Genomic DNA, 18,145 nt, shown 5'->3' on the forward strand with positions numbered 1-18,145 from the left:
TTTATTCCTTTAATTGTGAAATTATAGAATTTACTTTTAATTCTATATCATCTTCGTTTGCATCAATAACAATAAATTTATATTTATCTTTTAATGATTCATAACATTCTTCATATTTTTTATTTAATGTTTCTCAATATAATCTTTCAACATTTTGTTCTTCTGGACGATTTCTTTGCTTGACACGTTCAATTGCTTTATCTGTTGTTACTTTTAAATAAACTATATAATCAACATCTAATTTATGAGTTAATTTTAATGCAAACTTAATAACGTCATTAAAAAAACTTTTATAAGTTTCATGATCTCTTTTACTAATTAATCCCAGTTCTCTTTGAACTTCAACAAAAATTGGATCTTCTAAAATTATTCTGTCAAAAATTATGTTATTTGTATTTTTTGATTGAATTAGAAACTTAGACTTGTTCATTAAGATATAAGTTTGCATATGAAATGTTCACTTTTTAATATCTTTATAATAATCCTTTCAATAAGGATTTTCGTCATATGGTTCTAAAAAAAGTTGATAACCTAATTTTTTAGACAAAGAATGTGAAATAGTAGTTTTACCTGAACCAACCGTACCAAATACCGCTATCTTCATTTACTTAGTCAATTTTTTTAAGTGTTCAATCACTTCACTTGCCTTTTTTTCTAAATTATCATTTTCTGCATCAATTACTAAAAAATTAAACTTGTTTTTGTTTTTTTGGTAAAAATCTTCATATCTTTTATTTAACAATTCTCAATATGAATGATCAGCGGCCACTTCTTGTGGACGACCTCTTTCAACAATTCTTTCAATTGATTTTTCTGCAGATAATCTTAAATATACAACTACATCAAAATTTGCTCTTTCTTGTAGTGAAGGTAAAACTACTTCATTATAAAAATTATTATATGTTTGAAAATCAATATCATTCATTCTTTTTAAATCATGATTAACTTGCACAAAAATTGGATCTTCTAAAATTGTTCTATCAAAAATTACATTTTTAATGTCCATTGCGTGAATTAATTGACGACTTCTTGCTGTCAACATTCATATTTGCATTTTAAATATAAAATTTGGCATATCTCTATAATAATCATCAAAGTATGGATTATTATCTACTGGTTCTGGAAATATTTCAGCATTTAACTTTTTTGAAAGTATTTCAGACATTGTTGATTTTCCGGCACCAACTGTACCAAAAAGCGCTATTCTCATTTTTGTTTTTCTCCTATGTTTTGTATCTTTATTTTACCAAACAATTTGCTTAATTCTTCCTTTGTTATACTTCTAAATTCACCAGGTTTTAAATTTCCTAAATCAAGTATGTCAATATTAGTACGTTTTAATTTTATAAGTTCAATAAAGGCAGACTTTAACATATTTTTAACATGATGTTTGTGTCCTTCGTTAATTGTTAAACTGATAAGTGATTGGTTTAATTTTGAATCATAACTGATGATTTTTGCTGCATTTGCTTTAGCTTTATAATTATCTTCAATAATTACACCACTTAATAAATTAGTGATTTGTTGCTTACTAACTTCTCCATCGCACAAAGCTTGATAAGTCTTATTAAAATTATATCTTGGATGAGAGATATAATTTGCAAAATCACCATCATTTGTCATAATTAATAATCCTGAAACATCATAGTCTAAACGCCCCACTGGAAACAAACGAATTTTTTCTTTTTTAAAAAAATCTGCAACAGTTTTTCTTTTTTTTGGATCAAACATTGTTGTTACCACACATCTTGGTTTGTAAAAAATATAATATTTTTTAATTGTAGTTTCTAATAGTATTTTTCCATTAATTTCTATTTTGCAATCTGTTGAAAATTTAGATCCTAGTTCAGTAATTGTTTTGCCATCAACTTTAACTCTTCCTTCAAGCATAAATTGCTCTGCCCTTCTACGGGAGCAATAACCTCTTGAGGCAATAATTTTTTGTAATCTATCTTCCATTATTATTTATCTCGATTCGCTGCGAAAATATCTTTATCTTCATTATCTACTTCTTTTATTTCTTTTAGTGCTGGTAATTCATCTAAACTATTTATATTAAAATATTTCATAAACTCATCTGTTACACCAAATAAAATTGGTCTACCAGGACCTTCACTTCTACCAATTTCATGAATTAAATTTCTAAGTCTTAATTTATAAATAACACCATCGCAATTTACACCACGAATATCTTCTATTTGGGCTTTAGAAATTGGTGATTTATAAGCAATAATAGAAAGCACCTCTAAAGATGCTGGAGATAATTTAGCTTCTAATTTTACATTTTCTAATTTTAAATAATAATTATAATTTTCTTTTTTGACAATCATACGGTATTTATCACCAGCAAAATTTTGTATATCTAATCCTGAAAATTTATCATTTTGATATTTTTTTATTAAACTGTTTATTATTTTTGTGACTTCAGAACTAGACTTCATTCCTAATAATGTTTTTATATCAGAAACACTAGCTCCAGCATCTCCACTTAAAAATAATAAACCTTCAGTTAAAGCAATTTTTTTATTTATATCCATACAAGTATCCTTTTATTATTTTATATTTTTTACAAATATATTTTCATTTTCTTGAATAATATTTATATGACCATTTCTTGCTAAATCCAAAATTGCCAAAAACGTTGCCACCAACATTTGCAATGTAAAGTTTTGTGCAAAAATAAGATCTTCTAAAGCCACAAGTTCATTATTTTTTGTCTCAAGATATTCCCTAATAGAATGCGCAATTTCTTCGGGCGATACTTCAACTGTTGTCAATGTTTTAATTTCTGGTTGTTTTAGTTTTTGTTTATCTAACAGTTTTAAAAATATTTTTGCAAATCTATCAATATTGAAATCTATTTTTGCTAGTGGTAAATCTAAATCATCTATTTTTTCAATTTCAATTGAAGTTTTAGTTTTTGAAATTAATTTAGTTGTTTCTTCTTGAGTTTCTTTAAAATATTTAATAGACTCTTTAATTTTGTGATACTCAATTAATTTTTGTAATAATTCATTGTGATTTTCTTCATAATTATCTTCAATATCTACAACTTGTTTAGGAATTAATAATTTAGATTTTAATTCAATCAAATATGCTGCCATAACAAGATATTCACTTGCAATCTCAATATTTAAATTAATTGTTGATTTGATGAAGTCTAAATATTGATTTGATATTTCTATTAAATCAACACTCATAATGTCCATGTTTTTTTCTTTTATTAAATGTAATAAAAGATCTAACGGACCTGTAAAATTATTTAATTTGACTTCATTTCATTTATTCATAATTATTTTTTCTCTTTTAATTTATTTAATGTTAATTTAATTTCTTCTTCTGACATCAATGTTTCTTTTAATAAGATAATTATTCGTAAAACATAAATCATTAATAAATCAATTGCAAAAGCAATATTATGTTCTGCAAGCGGATTAATAAAATCGTGTTCTATGTGATTTCTTAATTTTCTAATTAAATGTCAACCACTTGAAAAACAAATACTATCAATATTATTTTTCAATTTATTATATGCATCTTTATCTTTTGTTAAAAAATTAATATCATGAGAAAAATTTTGATAAAACTTAAGCATTTCTTTTTGATTATCATCATTTGATTTTATTAAATATTTTCGATATAAATGATCAGCTATATATGATAATTTGTCAAATACAGAAAATAAATATTTAAATGTTTCATTTTGTTGATGATATTCTTTTGAAGATATTTTATGTTGTATTTCAAAATCTAAAATTTCTTCCGATCATTTGATTTTTCTATATGTATACTTTGTAATTTCGAAAACTTCTTTAAAAATATAAAAATTAAAATAATCTTGATTTTTAAAAATTATTCTTGCCATAGTTTTTTTAATATTTGTTAGATAATTATAAATCTGTAATTTCGTTAAACTAACATTTTGCGTTTTATTAAAACTTAAATTTATTTGAAATGATTGTTCATTTAAAAATTCGCAAATATTTTTTGTAATAATATCATTTTGAAAAATTAAACTATCAACATATTGCATTATTTCAACTAATTGGTTATCAAAATTAGGGTTTGTTTCTAATAAATTACTTTTGTCATAATTAATTTTTATTAAATCATTTAACGTCATAAGAACCTACTTTGCCTTGAAGTTAATATTCAATGATGTAACTTTTGATTTATTTATTGCAAGCGATTGAATGTGAGGTTTTTCAGAAATTTCTTTTATTTCTTGTTCTACTTTGTCGGGGAAACCCTTTCAAGGTTCAAAACATAGTCATTTATTATCACTGTCTTTTGATCAAAAACAAAAAACATCAAACTCTTTTGTGTTAATGCTGAATTCTTTTTGAGCATCTTGATAACTAACCATTTCTGTTTGAAAAGTATTTGAAGCCAAACATAAATCACTATTTCATTTAATATCACTAACTTTAAAATCTTTTAATTTTATATATTCTTGTTCAACAGCCTTTAATCCTTCTTCAAAATTATGGAAAAATTCCTCTTCTTCATTTAAAGATATTTGGCCGTCTTTGGTAACTATAAAGGCTGGGTGAAAACCAATTGAATAATAAATTTCTTGTGTATCTTCATTAATTATTTTTAAACTAATTTGTATTTCATTTTCTGTTAGTAATTCAAATTTAGCAACAATACTAAATTTGAAAGGATATTTTATTATGGTTTCTTTATTTCAAGAAGTCTCAAATTCTACACTATCATCTTTTTTTGAAACAATTTTTCAATGATTAAAATTTCTTAAAAATCCGTGTTTTTCTAAATTGTAAATTTTATTATCATAAATAAATTTATCATCTTTTAATCTTCCACAAATTGGAAATAATATTGGTGATGTTTGTGGTCAACCACCATCTCTTTGATAAAGAAATTCAGTACCATTATTTTTTAAACTCACAATTTCAATTGTTTCTTCGCTTATTAATGCTTCAGAATTGCCATTAAATATTTTTATCATGCTGTCTCCCTTTTAGAATTCATCACTGTCTAGTGCAAATTCATCTATTTCATCTATTTCATTTTTATTTTTTTTATGAGGTTCAACAACTTCATCTATTAAAACATCATAACTTAAAAAGTTACTGTTTTTGACCTTTGGATCGTTTTCTAAATTTTCATTTAACAAAATATCACTTTCAAAATCATAATTAGATTTATTCAAAGTTAAAGGGATTTTTGATTTTTCAATTATTGATAATTGCACAAGTTTTTTTGATAACTGTCTGCTTTTTGAAAAGTTATCTATTTCAGAAATAATTTCAGATTTTGCAAAGTGAAAAATTATTAATCACACCATCATTATTATTGCTGCCACTAATAACATAATTGTTCCGATCAAATCCATTTTTGAATATTTATCTGAATCCATACCATTTGTTTCATAGTAAGCAAAGAATTTGTGTGTGTTATAAAAAACTGTATTTGAACTAATATCTAATATTGCAATAAGAATATTTATTACATAAACACCAATTATTGAAGAACTTATAATAATACTTGATAAAGCAAAAAACTTAGTACGATACTGTCAAGATAACGCTAGTGAAAATAACATATACATTAATTGAGAAAAAACAAAATTTGAAATAAATAGTAAACCTAGCATTACCATGCCATCTCTAACAAAAATCATTCCAATATAATCGATAATAATAATTCCGATAAAAGAAGCAATTGTATAACTTAAAAGAATTTTTTTAATAATGAAATGATATATTGGATAACTTAATATTGCTGCTAAAGCAAAATAACTAATAAAAAATGCTCTAGAAACCATATTATAATTTGCGCTTGTTAAATGATCGCTTTGTGCCAAAAAAGACAATATAAGATTTTCAACAATAGCTGAATTGTTAATTCCAAAAATGAAACCTAATAAAATTGCCATTAAAATAAGTAAAAACCCAATGCGTTTTTTATATGGTCTTAAGTTTGTTAAGAATACTTCATCATATATTCCAGATAATTTGGGATCTTCTTTAATTTTTTTTGTAGCATAAACAACAAAGAAAACGATTAATAACATAAAGATATGTATATATATATTTGTGGCCTTTGACATGTAAAGCGGTGCATTAGGACCCAAATCTTTTTGTGTTAAACAAAATATATAAAGTCCAATAAAATTTCCCAAAAAAGATGATGTAACAATTATTCAAGTAATTGCTTGCGCTGAAATTTTATAGAAAAACTGTTCATTAAAAAAAAGAAACTCTGTTGTAGAAACAGATATACATCCTCCATAGCAAATGCTGGCAAGGACAATTAAAAGTGTGTGACTACTTTCAAGATTTTTGTTTAAGAATAGTAATAAAATCATAAACACTTGAAATAAGTAAACTAAATAAAATAATTTTTTTTGTTTTTTAAAAATTTTAAAAACCAAAAAGCTATAAATTGGTCTTAAAACAATTGATAAAAATACAGTTCCAAAAATTGACATGACCATAAATAATGAATTATTAAATGCGCCTGATGGTACTATGTTAGATTGTTTTAAAATTTCAAATCCCGAAAACCCCGTTACTATTCAAAAAAAGATTGTTTTAAAACAAAATAACAATCTATCACCTTTTAATTTTTCTTTTTGAATAACAAAAAAAAAGGAAACAAATCCTAATATTATAAAAATTGGATACAAAATATATAAATCAAAATTTGCCATTGGTTTTCCTTTACATTTTATTAACTACATCTAATCCTAATAAGTTAAATACATTTCTAACAAGTTTATATGTTGCATAAACTAAATTTAATCTTTGTGCTGAAAGCTCTAAATTATTAGTATCAATGATTTTGTTGCTATTATAATTTGAATGAAATAATTTACATATGTTTTGTACATAATCACAAACTAAGTTGGGTGATTTATTAACAGCAGCATCTCTAACTATTTTTTGGAAATTATCTATTTGTAAAATTAATTCAATTTCTTTTTTATCAGTTAGTAAATTAACATTTTTTGAAGGTTTAATATTATTTTCTTCAGCCTTCATTATAATTTGATTTGCACGTGCTGTTGCATATTGTAAGTAAAAAATTGGATTGTTTAAAGATTTTTGTGTAATTAAATCAATGTCAAAATTCATATGTGTATTTGAATTTTTAGATGCCATCATATATCTAATTCCATCTTTACCAACCATTTCATAAAGATCGATTAATCAAACTGCAGTTCCTGCTCTTTTAGACATTTTAAATTCTTTTCCAGCTTTAGTTAATGAAACCATTTGAATAATTTCAAACACAAACTTAGAACCATCTTCACCTAATAATTGCAATCCCGCCTTCATTCTTGGAACATAACCATGATGGTCTGCACCCCAAACAAAAATATATTCATCTGCATTTTCTCTTTTAAATCTTTGTCATTGTGAAGCAAGATCTGGCAAAATATATGCAAAAGAACCATCTGATTTTACTAATACTCTATCTTTGTCATCCCCAAAAGTTGTTGATTTCAATCATATAGCACCATCTTTTTCATAAGAAGCATTATTTTTACTTAAAAAATCTAGAGTTTTTTGAATTGCTCCTGAATCATACATAGATTTTTCACTTATAAATTTTTCAATATTTATATCCATTAATTTTAAATGTTCTTTAATTATTTTTAAAAAGAAATTAATTGATTTGCTTTTAAAAAATTCATGCACTTCTGGATTAACAATTTTATTATCTTTAATTATGTTATTGGCATATTTATCACCAATTTCTTTTTTTAATTCTTCCCCCGCTTTAATGTATATATCGCCTTCATACATTTCTTCAGGTTTTGCAATTTCTTGGTTTAATGCTTTTTTATAAAAATAAAACAATGTTGCTGCTGAAATATTTATTTGATTACCAAAATCATTTGTATAATATTCTGTTTCAACATCATATCCAGCAAAACGCATTATTCTTGCAATAACATCGCCAATAACACCATTTCTTGCATGACCAATGTGTAAATATCCGGTTGGATTAGCGCTAACTAATTCAATGCTTATTTTTTTATTATTACTTTTACTTGAACCATATTTTAAATCTTGTGACTCAATTTCTGAGAAAACTTTTTTAAAAATATATTCTTCTTTTAAAAATAAATTAATAAAACCTTGACCAGCAATTTCTACTTTACTAAATATTGTTTCTTTTTTTAAAAGATCAATTAAAGTGTTTGCTAATTCTATCGGTTTTAGTTGATTAACCTTTGCATTAATTAATGCAAAATTTGTTGAAAAATGTCCATTTTGAAAACTTTTTGTTTTTTCAACAATTACTTTTCCTTTTAATTTGTTTTTTGTAACAATATTATTTATTAAATTTTCTAATTCATAAATTAATGCCATTTAAATCACCATATATTTATTATATATAAATAATCAACAAAAAAACCCTTTAAAAAGGGTCTTGTTTAAAAAATAATTAAATTGCTTTTTCAGCTTCTTTGTAAACTTCTTGAAGTTGTGCAAATGATTTATTAAATAATTCTTGTTCTTCATTAGATAATTTTCATTCAATGATTTTTTCTCAACCATTAGCTCCAATGATTGCAGGAACTCCAGTATATAAACCTTTGCATCCGAATTCACCATTTAATAATGCTCCAACCATTAAAGTTGCTTTTTCATTTTTAAGTACAGCTTTTAAAATTCTTGCCAAACATACACCAATTCCATAAAATGTTGCACGTTTTTTTTCGATAATTTTGTATGCCATATTAACTGCATCAACTTTGATTTTTTCTAAATCATCTTTTGATACAACTTTTTCATCAATATATTCTTGTAATGGTTTACCCATAACTGTTGCATTTGATCAAGCAGCAACTGCTGAATCACCATGTTCTCCTAATAAATATGCATTTACTGAAGATGGGTGAACATTAATTTTTTCACCTAATAATCTTCTCAATCTAGCTGAGTCAAGAGTTGTACCTGAACCAATAATAGTTTTTGGATCAAATTTTGTAATTGTTTCATATACTTTTGTTAATACATCAACTGGATTTGAAGCAATAATTGTAATTCCTTTAAATCCTGATTTTTTAACTTCTGTAGCAATGTCTTTCATAATTTTTGCATTGTCACAAACCATAGCTAATCTTGTTTCACCTGGTTTTTGTGGTCTTCCTGCTGTAATTACAACAACATCTGCATCTTTACAATCTTGGTATTCACCAGCTTTAATTTTTGTAAATGGACTTGGTAAAACAGCCATTGTGTCTGCTAAATCCATTTCGTTACCGATTGCTGCATCTTTAAAAACGTCAATTAAAACATATTCTGATGCCAATCCTTGGTTGATTGATGCATATAAGAAACTTGTTCCTACAGCTCCACAACCTATTAATACTACTTTATGTCCTTTTTGCATAACTATCCCCCAATTCTCATTATACTATAATGAAAGTATTTCTTTTTCTTTTGCTTTAAAAATTTTATCGATTTCATTAATAAATTTTTTTGTTAATTTATCAACTTCTTCTTCTAAACTAATTTTTGTTCCTTCTGGCAAGTTGTCAATTTTTTTTATTTGATCAAAAAAATGTCTTCTTTTATTTCTAACTTGAACTCTGTATCCTTCAGTATCTTTATTTAATTCTTTAGCAATAGTTTTTCTTGTGTCTTCAGTCAAAGGTGGCACTTTAACCCTAACTCCGTTTCCTTCTACAGATAAATTTAAACCCGAATTGTAATGTGCTATTGCACTTGCAACTTCTTTTACTAAACTATGATCATATGGTTTTACAAATAGTTGTTGCGGATCTGGATAACTAATTTGACTCATATGAGTTAATTGTGTTGGTGCACCATAAAGATTAACCATAACTTTTTCTAATAATGAAGCATTTGCTCTACCTGTTCTAAATTTTGTAATATGGTTTTCGTAATTTTCAATTACTTCACCCATTTCTAACTCACAATTTTCAATTATTTCTTCGTAATTCATTTTAATACCTACCTTATTCTATTAATGTTGACTCAATTTTATTATTGATTAATTTAATTATATTCCCTTTTGGAACAACATCGAAAACAACAATTTTGATGTTTCCATCACGACAAACAGTGATCGCTGTGGGGTCCATAATTTGTAGACCTTTAACTAAAACATCTTGAAAACTAAGATGTTTAAAAAAGACAGCATTGTTATTAATTTTTGGATCGCTGTCATAAACACCTTTAACACCATTTTTTCCAAGCAATAAAACATCTGCTCCAATTTCAATAGCTCTTAAACTGGCTGCGGTGTCTGTTGTAAAATTTGAATATCCGGTTCCACCAGCAAATATTACAACATAACCATTATCTAAATATTCTCTAGCATCACGATAATTATATGGTGATGTTACATTTTTAATTTCTAATGCAGAATAAAGTTTAACCTTATTAAAACCAACTGATTTAAATACGCCTTCTAAAGCAAGTCCATTCATAATTGTTGCCATCATCCCCATATAGTCAGCATCAATTTTGTTTAAGCGCAATGTCCCAGCTAATTTACCTCTTCAAATGTTACCGGCACCAATTACAATACCTGGTTGAATTCCTTGTTTTTTTAATTCAATAATTTGTTCAACAACTTCAACCATTTTTTCTTGGCTATAAATTTCGTGATCTGAATCAGATTTTAATGATTCCCCAGAAATTTTTAACAATACTCTTTTATAATTCATTTTAAAATCCACCTTAAATAATTTTATATTATTTTATAGGTTTTTTTTCTAATCTATAGTAATTTCTAAATTTATAAATTAATGGTCTAATATTTTTATCAATAATATAACCTTCTTCATCCAAACAATCTTGTTTGACAAAAACGTTTTTAATTTTAAAACGCACAAAATGAACACTTTCTGCATCAACACTAGAAATATTTTCTGCATATAAATCCATTGAAATTGGACACTCTTCATATCTAGATAAATTTGCAAATTGACTTTCAGAAACGGTTAATCAACTATTGATTGGTTCTTTTGTTTTATAACTTTTGTCAACTCTTCTATAATTATTTTCATCTAAAATATTTAAAACTGCATTTTCACTACTTAATATATTTTTATAGGCGCTTGAATTTTTTTGTAATGCCACCACAATAAAATTCTTGAAGTTCATTAAAGAAGTTACAATAGTAACCTCCTCAATTTGTTTTTCATTATTATAAGTATTTAATAAAGCGATTGGAAAACCTCATTGAATACTTTGTGATTTAATTTTTATAAACTTTTTTTGCATATTTATCTCCACTAATTGATAACATTGTTTATGCATATATTTTATCACATAATGGTACTATTATTCAAAATAAGCACTCATTTCGAACTTTTTTTTTTTTTTTTAGTAAGTTGTCACAAGAAGTTAAAAATAGTGCTTAAATGGGTTTATTTTGAATAATTTATAAAAAAAATAAGTTTGAAACTTATTTTTCTAGTTTTAAATTAAATTCGTATTCTTTAACTCATTGTTTTTGATTTGTCTCAATGGGTTCTAAATCAATTCATGATTTATTATCAATAATAGTTTTTGCAAAATCTGAATTAAGCTTTAAAGAAATACTTTTAATATTTGATGAAGCACAATAATTTATAAATATTTTTTTGACTTCATTATCTATTATTATTGATTTAATTTCTGAAAATTTAATACTTGATCCAAAAAACACAAGTTTTTTACTATTATTATTAATGCTTAAAGCAACTTTTTCTAAAAATGTTCAAATCATTGAAAATAAAATGATAGTTAAAATGATAGTTAAATAAATTAAAATTTTACCCTTTTGAGAATCACTATTATTCTTAATTGTAATAAGTGTTAATAATGAAAAAATAAAATAAACACTTACTATTATTAAATTAATTGAAAGCATTAAAACATTAATTTTATACACGTTACCTTTTTGTTTTCAAAATTGAAATAAAGTACCAAAATTTGCTATTAATGCAACAACTGAAATTATCATTAAAATAACCGCGATTACTAATGTGGGATTGTTGTTTGTCATTTACTAACCTTTTAATTGCGCAGCAACTTCAGCTGCAAAATCAGTAACAACTTTTTCTATTCCTTCACCAACTTCAAATCTTTTCATAGAAATTAAGTTTGTTTTTTTAGATTCTAAAAATTGTTTAATTTTTAATTTTTCATCCATTACAAATGCTTGTTCTAGTAAAACAATTTCTGAAATTTTTTTGTTTAATTTTCCATTTAAAATATTTTTGGCAATATTTTCTGGTTTTCCTGTAACATCAGTTGTTTCTTTAATTATATGCATTTCAGAATCTTTGAATGATTGTGGTACATCATTTACAGATAAGTATTTAGGTGACATTGCAGCAATATGCATTGCAATATTATAAGCATCATCTTTTGAAATTGATCCTTCAAATTCAACTAATACTGAAATTCTTTTGTTAGAGTGATTATATGTTGAAATTATTTGTTTTTTTGCTAAGTCAACAAATTCAACTCTTCTAAATTCAATTTTTTCACCTATTGTAGCAGTTGCAGCAATACAAGCTTCTTCAATTGTTTGTTTACTTTTTAATTGAATTTTTAAAGCTTCTTCACGATTTTTAAAATCATTTTTTAATAAAGCGTCTGCAATTTCATCAATTAAATCTAAAAAGTTTTGATTTTTTGAAACAAAATCTGTTTCTGAATTAACTTCAAATATAATTGCTTTTTTAGAATTTGATTTAGCACAAGTAACTCCTTCAGCAGCTACTCTGTCAGCTTTTTTTGCAGCTTTAACTAAACCATTTTCTCTTAATCAAACAACTGCTTCATCAATGTTTCCATTTGTTGCATCTAATGCTTTTTTACAATCCATCATTCCAGCGCTAGTGATTTCTCTTAATTTTTTAATTAATTGTGGTGTTGCTCCCATATTATTTATCTCCTAGTTTTTCTTCTGTACTTTTTTTATCAGAAGTTTTTGTATCAACAGTTTTTGCTTCTGTACGTTTATATTCTGTACGTTTGTTATCTGTAAATTGTCTACGTTCTGAATTGTATTTGTTTTCGTATTTATTTTCAGTTTCTTCTTTTTTAGGTGTTATTGTTCTTAATTGAGATGGTGATAATTTCATATCTGCACCAACTGCATAACATTCAGCTAAATAATTAACAATAATGTTGATTGATTCTGAAACATCATCATTTGCAGGAATTACAAAGTCCACCAAGTCTGGGTTTACGTTTGTATCACAAATTGCAATAACTGGAATTTTTAAAACTCTAGCTTCTTTAACGGCAATTTCATCATGAATTGGATCTGCTACAAAAATTGCTGCTGGCAATTTGTGCATATATCTAATTCCACCAATAATTCTTTCTAATTTTTCTTTTTCTTTTCTAATTAAAATTTGTTCTTTTTTAGGTCTTAAATTAATTTTTCCTGTTTTTTCTTCATTTTCAATATTTCATAAAGCTTTGAATCTTAATGAAATAGTTCTCATGTTTGTAAGTGATCCACCCAATCAACGAACATCAACAAAAAAGTTTTGTGTTCTTTGAGCTGCTTCCTTAACTGCTGCTTGAGCTGCTTTTTTTGTTCCTACAAAAATAATTTTTTCTTTTGACTTACCAATTTCAGTCATGAATTTTCCAACTTCTTCTAATATAGAAACTGTTTTTTGTAAATCGATAATATGTACTTTGTTTTTTGTTCCATAAATGTATGGTTTCATTTTTGGATTTCAATTTCTTGTGTTGTGACCATACTGAGCACTTGCTTCATATAGATCATCTCTTGTTAGTGATTTTGGCATATTTAATTTCCCTTTCGTTATGCTTCCATTAAGTTCTAAATGAGACCACCATTTGATTATTCAAATAGCACTGGGTATCAAAATTCCTTAATGTGTTTACTATTGATATAAACTACATAAGTTATTATATATAGATATGAAAAAAATGACAAAAAAAACTAGAATTAATCTAGTTTATTTTTTCTTAAATATGTTTTGACACAAAATCCATCATATTGTTTTTCTTCTAATAAAATAAATTTTTCAAAATCAACTTTAGGTGCAAACACATCACCCTCATATTCTTGATTAATTTCACTAATAATTAATTTATCGGCTAAATCAAGTGTGCTTTGATAAACACTTAAACCACCAATTATAAATAATTCTTGATTACTGTTTTTAAAATCAATAATTTCATCTAGATTATTAATAATTTTTAGATTTTGAAAAGCTTGATTATTTTTCATTGTTTTAGACAAAACAATGTTTTCACGATTTGGTAAAGGTTTAATTTTTAAAGACTCTCAAGTTTTTCTTCCCATTAACACAGTTTTATTTTTTGTTACATTTTGAAAATGTTCCATTTCAGCCTTAATATTTCATGGTAAAAAATTATCCCTACCAATAACTTTGTTTTTAGATTCTGCCCATATTAAAATAATCATTCTTTACCTACCTTAATTATTATTTCATAATTATAAAAAATTTATTTGTTTATTATTAAACAGCAATTGGTGCCACAATTTTGCTATGATGTTTGTAGTTTTTTAATATTATATCTTCGTGATCAATTTCAAAAATATTTTTGTTTGAAGTTATTTCTATATTTGATAATTTATATGGTTTTCTTTGAATTTGACATTTTACTTGCTCTATGTGATTTTTGTAAATATGTGCATCTCCAATTGTGTGAATAAAATATCTTGGGATTAAATTAACCTCTCTTGCAATTAGTATCAAAAGCAAAGAATAACTGGCAATGTTAAATGGCGCTCCCAAAAACATATCAGCACTTCTTTGATACATTTGAAGGTCTAAATACTTATCTTCAGCAACATATAATTGAAATAAAGTGTGACATGGGGGTAACAACATTTTATCCACTTCATTTGGATTTCATGCAGAAACTATATGCCTTCTTGAATTAGGATCTTTTTTTAAGTTTTCAATTAATTTTTTAAATTGATCTACACCATTAAAATCTCTTCATTGTTTACCATACACTGGCCCTAAATCTCCATATTTTTTTGCAAAACTTACATCATTTTTAATTTTTTCAACAAACTCAGCAAGTGTTTCATTTTTGTAATCTTTTGATTTTGTAAAATTTTGATATGGTCATTCGTTTCATATATTTACATTATTATCAACAAGGTATTTAATGTTTGTGTTTCCTCTTATAAACCATAATAATTCAACCAAAATAGCCTTAAAATATACTTTTTTTGTTGTTAATAATGGGAAACCCTTTCTTAAATCATATCTTTGTTGCACACCAAATTTTGAGATAGTTCCAACCTTAGTTCTATCTTCTTTATTATTATTTTCTTTTAAAATTTCTTTTAAAATGTTTAAATATTGTTTCATTATTTTCCTTTAATTATTTTTTGTCTAAATTAATATTTTAAAATTAAGTAATCTTAATTTTATATTGCATAATTTTTTAGTTTAAAAATGCTTTTAAAACGAGAATTTAAATTTATCTATTAAAAATAAAAAAACCATTTAAATAAACTGATTTTTTTGCTCTTAAATTAGCTATATCTTTTTTATTCCTTACCCTTATTTTAAATCAAATGATATAACTTTTATCATAAAAAATAAAAAATAGTCATTTGACTATTTTTGTTCAATAACTGTTACTCTTGTTTTATCTTTTCCAAATCTTTGGTATTTAACAACCCCTGATTTTAATGCGAATAAAGTGTCATCTCCACCTCTTCCAACATTAATTCCTGGATGAATTTTTGTTCCTCTTTGTCTAAAAATGATTGAACCTGCATTTGCAAATTCTCCATCAGCTTTTTTAGCACCTAATCTTTTTGATTCTGAGTCTCTACCATTTCTTGTAGAACCAGTTCCTTTTTTAGAGGCAAAATATTGTAACCCTAATAAAAATTTCATTATATCTCCTTTAATTCAAAATATGTTGGATATTGTTCAAAAATTGTTTTCAATTGTATTTTGACAAATTCCAGTGTTTTTTGCAATTCATTTGAATCACTTTTAACAATAATTTGAATTTCATTTTCTAAAACATTTAATGTTGCTTGATCATTATACAAAATATCAATTGCATTTAATGCTCCAACCATTATTGCAGTAACCCCTGCACAAACAATATCTTTACCACTATTGGCATAATTTGCATGTCCATTTACCACAATACTTTTAATTTTATTATTATCACTTTTAATAAGTGCTTTTATCATAAAATCTAACCCTTATTTTTTAGCTGCTGGTTTTTTAGTTGCAGTTGTTTTTGTTGCTGCTGGCTTAGCTGCTGCTGGTTTTTTAACTGCAGTTGCTTTTGCTGCTGCTGGTTTTTTAGTTGCAGTTGTTTTTGTTGCTGCTGGCTTAGCTGCTGCTGGTTTTTTAATTGCAGTTGCTTTTTTTGCTGCTGCTGGTTTTTTAACTGCAGTTGCTTTTGCTGCTGCTGGTTTTTTAACTGCAGTTGCTTTTTTTGCTGCTGGTTTAGAAACTTTTTTTAACACTTCTGGTATTTTAATTCCAGCTCCATCAATTGATATTTGATCAATTTCAACTTTTGTATAAGGTTGTCTATGACCATAAGTTTTATTTATATTTTTCTTTGGATGGTATCTTATTACTTTAATTTTCTTTTGTTTACCTTGTTTAATGATTTTTCCAACTACTACTGCTGATTTTAAAAATGGTTTTCCAAATTTATCATCAATCATTAATACATCAGTAAAGTAAACTTTATTGCCTTCTTTTTCTGGCAATTTTTCAACATATATGGTTTCTTTTTCTTGAACCATTATTTGTTTTCCACCTGTTTGTATAATTGCAAACATAATTTCCTCCGTTTATACTCGCCCATTACGTGTGTTTGTAAAAAACATCTTTGATACGTTAAAGGTGCGGTTGAAACTTTTTTTCAACTAATAATTATTTTATATTATTTATTTTAAAAATTTTATAAAAATTAAATAATTGAAGAATTATTTGAATACATATGATCAATTTGTGACTGTGTCATATGTGAATGTCCATCACCATGTTTTGTACTAAATGATGCATTACCAATTTTATAAGACATGTCAGTTGAATGGTCATGTTCTTTTCCAGATAAAATTGTTGTGTTAATTGCACCAATTAAATTTATTAAACCGCTAAATGGTGCCTCAATAACTTTAGCTATTCCATCAAAAAAGGCTCCAGTTATTGCACCACCTTCAATTTTTTCTAATTCATTGTCGGTTAGTTTTGTCATCTTATCACCCCTTATGGTAAATCGATGATTATTTAGAATTAATATACATTTTATATAATGTTTTTTTGTCTAAATTGTTATTTGAAGCAACTTCCTTAACTGATTCGTTTAATTTAAAACCTTTTTTTACCAATTCATCTATTAAAGCAAAAATTTCATTCATATCTTCGATAGTTTTTGTAATTCATTTTGGTTTTACAACAACTACAAATTCTCCTTTGTCAACAAAATTTTTCGAACCAACAAATTCACTAACTTCAGTTAAATTTCCTCTAATTATTTCTTCATTTAATTTTGTAATTTCTCTACAAATCGCAACTAAAGAATCTTCTGTAAAAACTGTTTTTAATAAATCTATTGTATCTTTAATGCGATGAACAGATTCATAAAAAGTAAATAATATATCTTCTTGATTATTAATTGCGTTTTTATATTTTAAAAATTCTTCTTGAATCTTGGTTTTTTTTCTTTCTAAAAAACCCAAAAAAATAAAATTATGAAAATAAATACCTGCAGAAATTAAGGCGTAGTTTAGTGCACTTCCAGCTCCCACAGTAACTATGTTTACTTCTATATTATCTTTATATAAAAGTTGTTCAATTGTTTTTAAACCCGGATCTGAAAAACCCGGAACACCTGCATCACTAATAATTGCAATTGATTGATTTTTTTCAATATATTGTTTTAAGGTATTTAACATTTGTAGTTCATTAAATTTATGAAACGCAAATGTTTTGTTGTGAATATCAAATTTATCAAGTAATTTTTTAGATGTTCTTGTATCTTCACAAAAGATTGCACCAACTTCTTTTAAAATATTTATTGCTCTAAAATTAAATTCATTTAAATTACCAATTGGTGTTGTGACAAAATAAATTGTAGAATTTTTATTATTAAATGATTTTTGCACTTGTAACATTTTTACTCCCAAACAA

Annotated in this window: 22 protein-coding genes, 1 pseudogene and 1 other annotated feature; all 23 genes and pseudogenes read right to left on the minus strand. The window is 25.4% G+C overall.

Annotation, left to right across the window (positions count from 1 at the left end; genetic code table 4):
* Position 1 precedes the first annotated feature (1 nt).
* Positions 2-604: a deoxynucleoside kinase gene (locus AACL01_RS02390; RefSeq protein WP_339022477.1), complete on the minus strand. Its 603-nt coding sequence runs from the start codon at positions 602-604 to the stop codon at positions 2-4.
* Positions 605-1,210, minus strand: a complete 606-nt coding sequence (locus AACL01_RS02395; RefSeq protein ID WP_339022478.1) for a deoxynucleoside kinase — start codon at positions 1,208-1,210, stop codon at positions 605-607.
* On the minus strand, positions 1,201-1,962 hold the full coding sequence (locus AACL01_RS02400; RefSeq protein ID WP_422397974.1) for a pseudouridine synthase: 762 nt from the start codon (positions 1,960-1,962) through the stop codon (positions 1,201-1,203). The genes AACL01_RS02395 and AACL01_RS02400 overlap by 10 nt, the downstream gene beginning before the upstream one ends.
* Positions 1,962-2,537: an SMC-Scp complex subunit ScpB gene (gene scpB, locus AACL01_RS02405; RefSeq protein ID WP_339022480.1), complete on the minus strand. Its 576-nt coding sequence runs from the start codon at positions 2,535-2,537 to the stop codon at positions 1,962-1,964. Before scpB ends, AACL01_RS02400 begins: the two co-directional genes overlap by 1 nt.
* A 15-nt stretch (positions 2,538-2,552) precedes the next feature.
* On the minus strand, positions 2,553-3,290 hold the full coding sequence (locus AACL01_RS02410) for a segregation and condensation protein A (protein ID WP_339022482.1): 738 nt from the start codon (positions 3,288-3,290) through the stop codon (positions 2,553-2,555).
* Between the two features lie 2 nt (positions 3,291-3,292).
* A complete protein-coding gene (locus AACL01_RS02415; RefSeq protein WP_339022483.1) occupies positions 3,293-4,123 on the minus strand; it encodes a hypothetical protein in 831 nt (276 codons plus the stop codon).
* 6 nt (positions 4,124-4,129) lie between these two features.
* Positions 4,130-4,972, minus strand: coding sequence for a hypothetical protein (locus AACL01_RS02420; protein WP_339022485.1), 843 nt, complete (start codon positions 4,970-4,972; stop codon positions 4,130-4,132).
* Between the two features lie 12 nt (positions 4,973-4,984).
* A complete protein-coding gene (locus tag AACL01_RS02425) occupies positions 4,985-6,679 on the minus strand; it encodes a hypothetical protein (RefSeq protein ID WP_339022487.1) in 1,695 nt (564 codons plus the stop codon).
* A 10-nt stretch (positions 6,680-6,689) separates the two neighbouring features.
* The gene (gene argS, locus AACL01_RS02430; RefSeq protein WP_339022488.1) at positions 6,690-8,348 is read right to left on the minus strand and encodes an arginine--tRNA ligase; all 1,659 of its coding nucleotides are present in this window, start codon (positions 8,346-8,348) and stop codon (positions 6,690-6,692) included.
* A 76-nt stretch (positions 8,349-8,424) separates the two neighbouring features.
* Positions 8,425-9,375 carry an L-lactate dehydrogenase gene (locus tag AACL01_RS02435; protein ID WP_339022490.1) on the minus strand — a complete coding sequence of 317 codons (951 nt, stop codon included), beginning with the start codon at positions 9,373-9,375 and terminating at the stop codon, positions 8,425-8,427.
* Between the two features lie 24 nt (positions 9,376-9,399).
* Positions 9,400-9,951, minus strand: a complete 552-nt coding sequence (gene frr / locus AACL01_RS02440; RefSeq protein WP_339022491.1) for a ribosome recycling factor — start codon at positions 9,949-9,951, stop codon at positions 9,400-9,402.
* Between the two features lie 13 nt (positions 9,952-9,964).
* Positions 9,965-10,678, minus strand: a complete 714-nt coding sequence (pyrH, locus tag AACL01_RS02445; RefSeq protein ID WP_339022493.1) for a UMP kinase — start codon at positions 10,676-10,678, stop codon at positions 9,965-9,967.
* A gap of 28 nt (positions 10,679-10,706) precedes the next feature.
* The gene (locus AACL01_RS02450; protein WP_339022495.1) at positions 10,707-11,237 is read right to left on the minus strand and encodes a hypothetical protein; all 531 of its coding nucleotides are present in this window, start codon (positions 11,235-11,237) and stop codon (positions 10,707-10,709) included.
* A 184-nt stretch (positions 11,238-11,421) separates the two neighbouring features.
* Positions 11,422-12,003 (minus strand): hypothetical protein, encoded by a 582-nt coding sequence (locus tag AACL01_RS02455; protein WP_339022496.1) that lies wholly within the window; start codon positions 12,001-12,003, stop codon positions 11,422-11,424.
* A 3-nt stretch (positions 12,004-12,006) separates the two neighbouring features.
* Positions 12,007-12,888 (minus strand): translation elongation factor Ts, encoded by an 882-nt coding sequence (tsf, locus tag AACL01_RS02460; protein WP_339022498.1) that lies wholly within the window; start codon positions 12,886-12,888, stop codon positions 12,007-12,009.
* A 1-nt stretch (position 12,889) separates the two neighbouring features.
* On the minus strand, positions 12,890-13,771 hold the full coding sequence (gene rpsB, locus AACL01_RS02465; protein ID WP_339022499.1) for a 30S ribosomal protein S2: 882 nt from the start codon (positions 13,769-13,771) through the stop codon (positions 12,890-12,892).
* A 164-nt stretch (positions 13,772-13,935) separates the two neighbouring features.
* Positions 13,936-14,418 carry a dihydrofolate reductase gene (locus AACL01_RS02470; protein ID WP_339022500.1) on the minus strand — a complete coding sequence of 161 codons (483 nt, stop codon included), beginning with the start codon at positions 14,416-14,418 and terminating at the stop codon, positions 13,936-13,938.
* Positions 14,419-14,473: 55 nt separating this feature from the next.
* Positions 14,474-15,340: a thymidylate synthase gene (gene thyA, locus AACL01_RS02475; protein WP_339022502.1), complete on the minus strand. Its 867-nt coding sequence runs from the start codon at positions 15,338-15,340 to the stop codon at positions 14,474-14,476.
* Between the two features lie 252 nt (positions 15,341-15,592).
* Entirely contained in the window at positions 15,593-15,877 is a 285-nt protein-coding gene (gene rpmA, locus AACL01_RS02480; protein ID WP_339022503.1) for a 50S ribosomal protein L27, read from the minus strand.
* Positions 15,877-16,185 (minus strand): ribosomal-processing cysteine protease Prp, encoded by a 309-nt coding sequence (locus AACL01_RS02485; protein ID WP_339022504.1) that lies wholly within the window; start codon positions 16,183-16,185, stop codon positions 15,877-15,879. The genes rpmA and AACL01_RS02485 overlap by 1 nt, the downstream gene beginning before the upstream one ends.
* Before the next feature lie 312 nt (positions 16,186-16,497).
* Positions 16,498-16,791, minus strand: a pseudogene (rplU, locus tag AACL01_RS02490) (50S ribosomal protein L21); the annotation flags it as partial.
* A 4-nt stretch (positions 16,792-16,795) separates the two neighbouring features.
* Positions 16,796-16,873 (minus strand) — a sequence feature (ribosomal protein L21 leader region).
* A 49-nt stretch (positions 16,874-16,922) separates the two neighbouring features.
* The gene (locus AACL01_RS02495) at positions 16,923-17,210 is read right to left on the minus strand and encodes a bacteriocin (RefSeq protein ID WP_339022506.1); all 288 of its coding nucleotides are present in this window, start codon (positions 17,208-17,210) and stop codon (positions 16,923-16,925) included.
* A gap of 28 nt (positions 17,211-17,238) precedes the next feature.
* Positions 17,239-18,129: a 16S rRNA (cytidine(1402)-2'-O)-methyltransferase gene (gene rsmI / locus AACL01_RS02500; protein WP_339022507.1), complete on the minus strand. Its 891-nt coding sequence runs from the start codon at positions 18,127-18,129 to the stop codon at positions 17,239-17,241.
* Between the last annotated feature and the right edge of the window lie 16 nt (positions 18,130-18,145).

Source organism: Spiroplasma endosymbiont of Crioceris asparagi, assembly GCF_964020035.1.
Lineage (GTDB): Bacteria > Bacillota_I > Bacilli_A > Mycoplasmatales > Mycoplasmataceae > TIUS-1.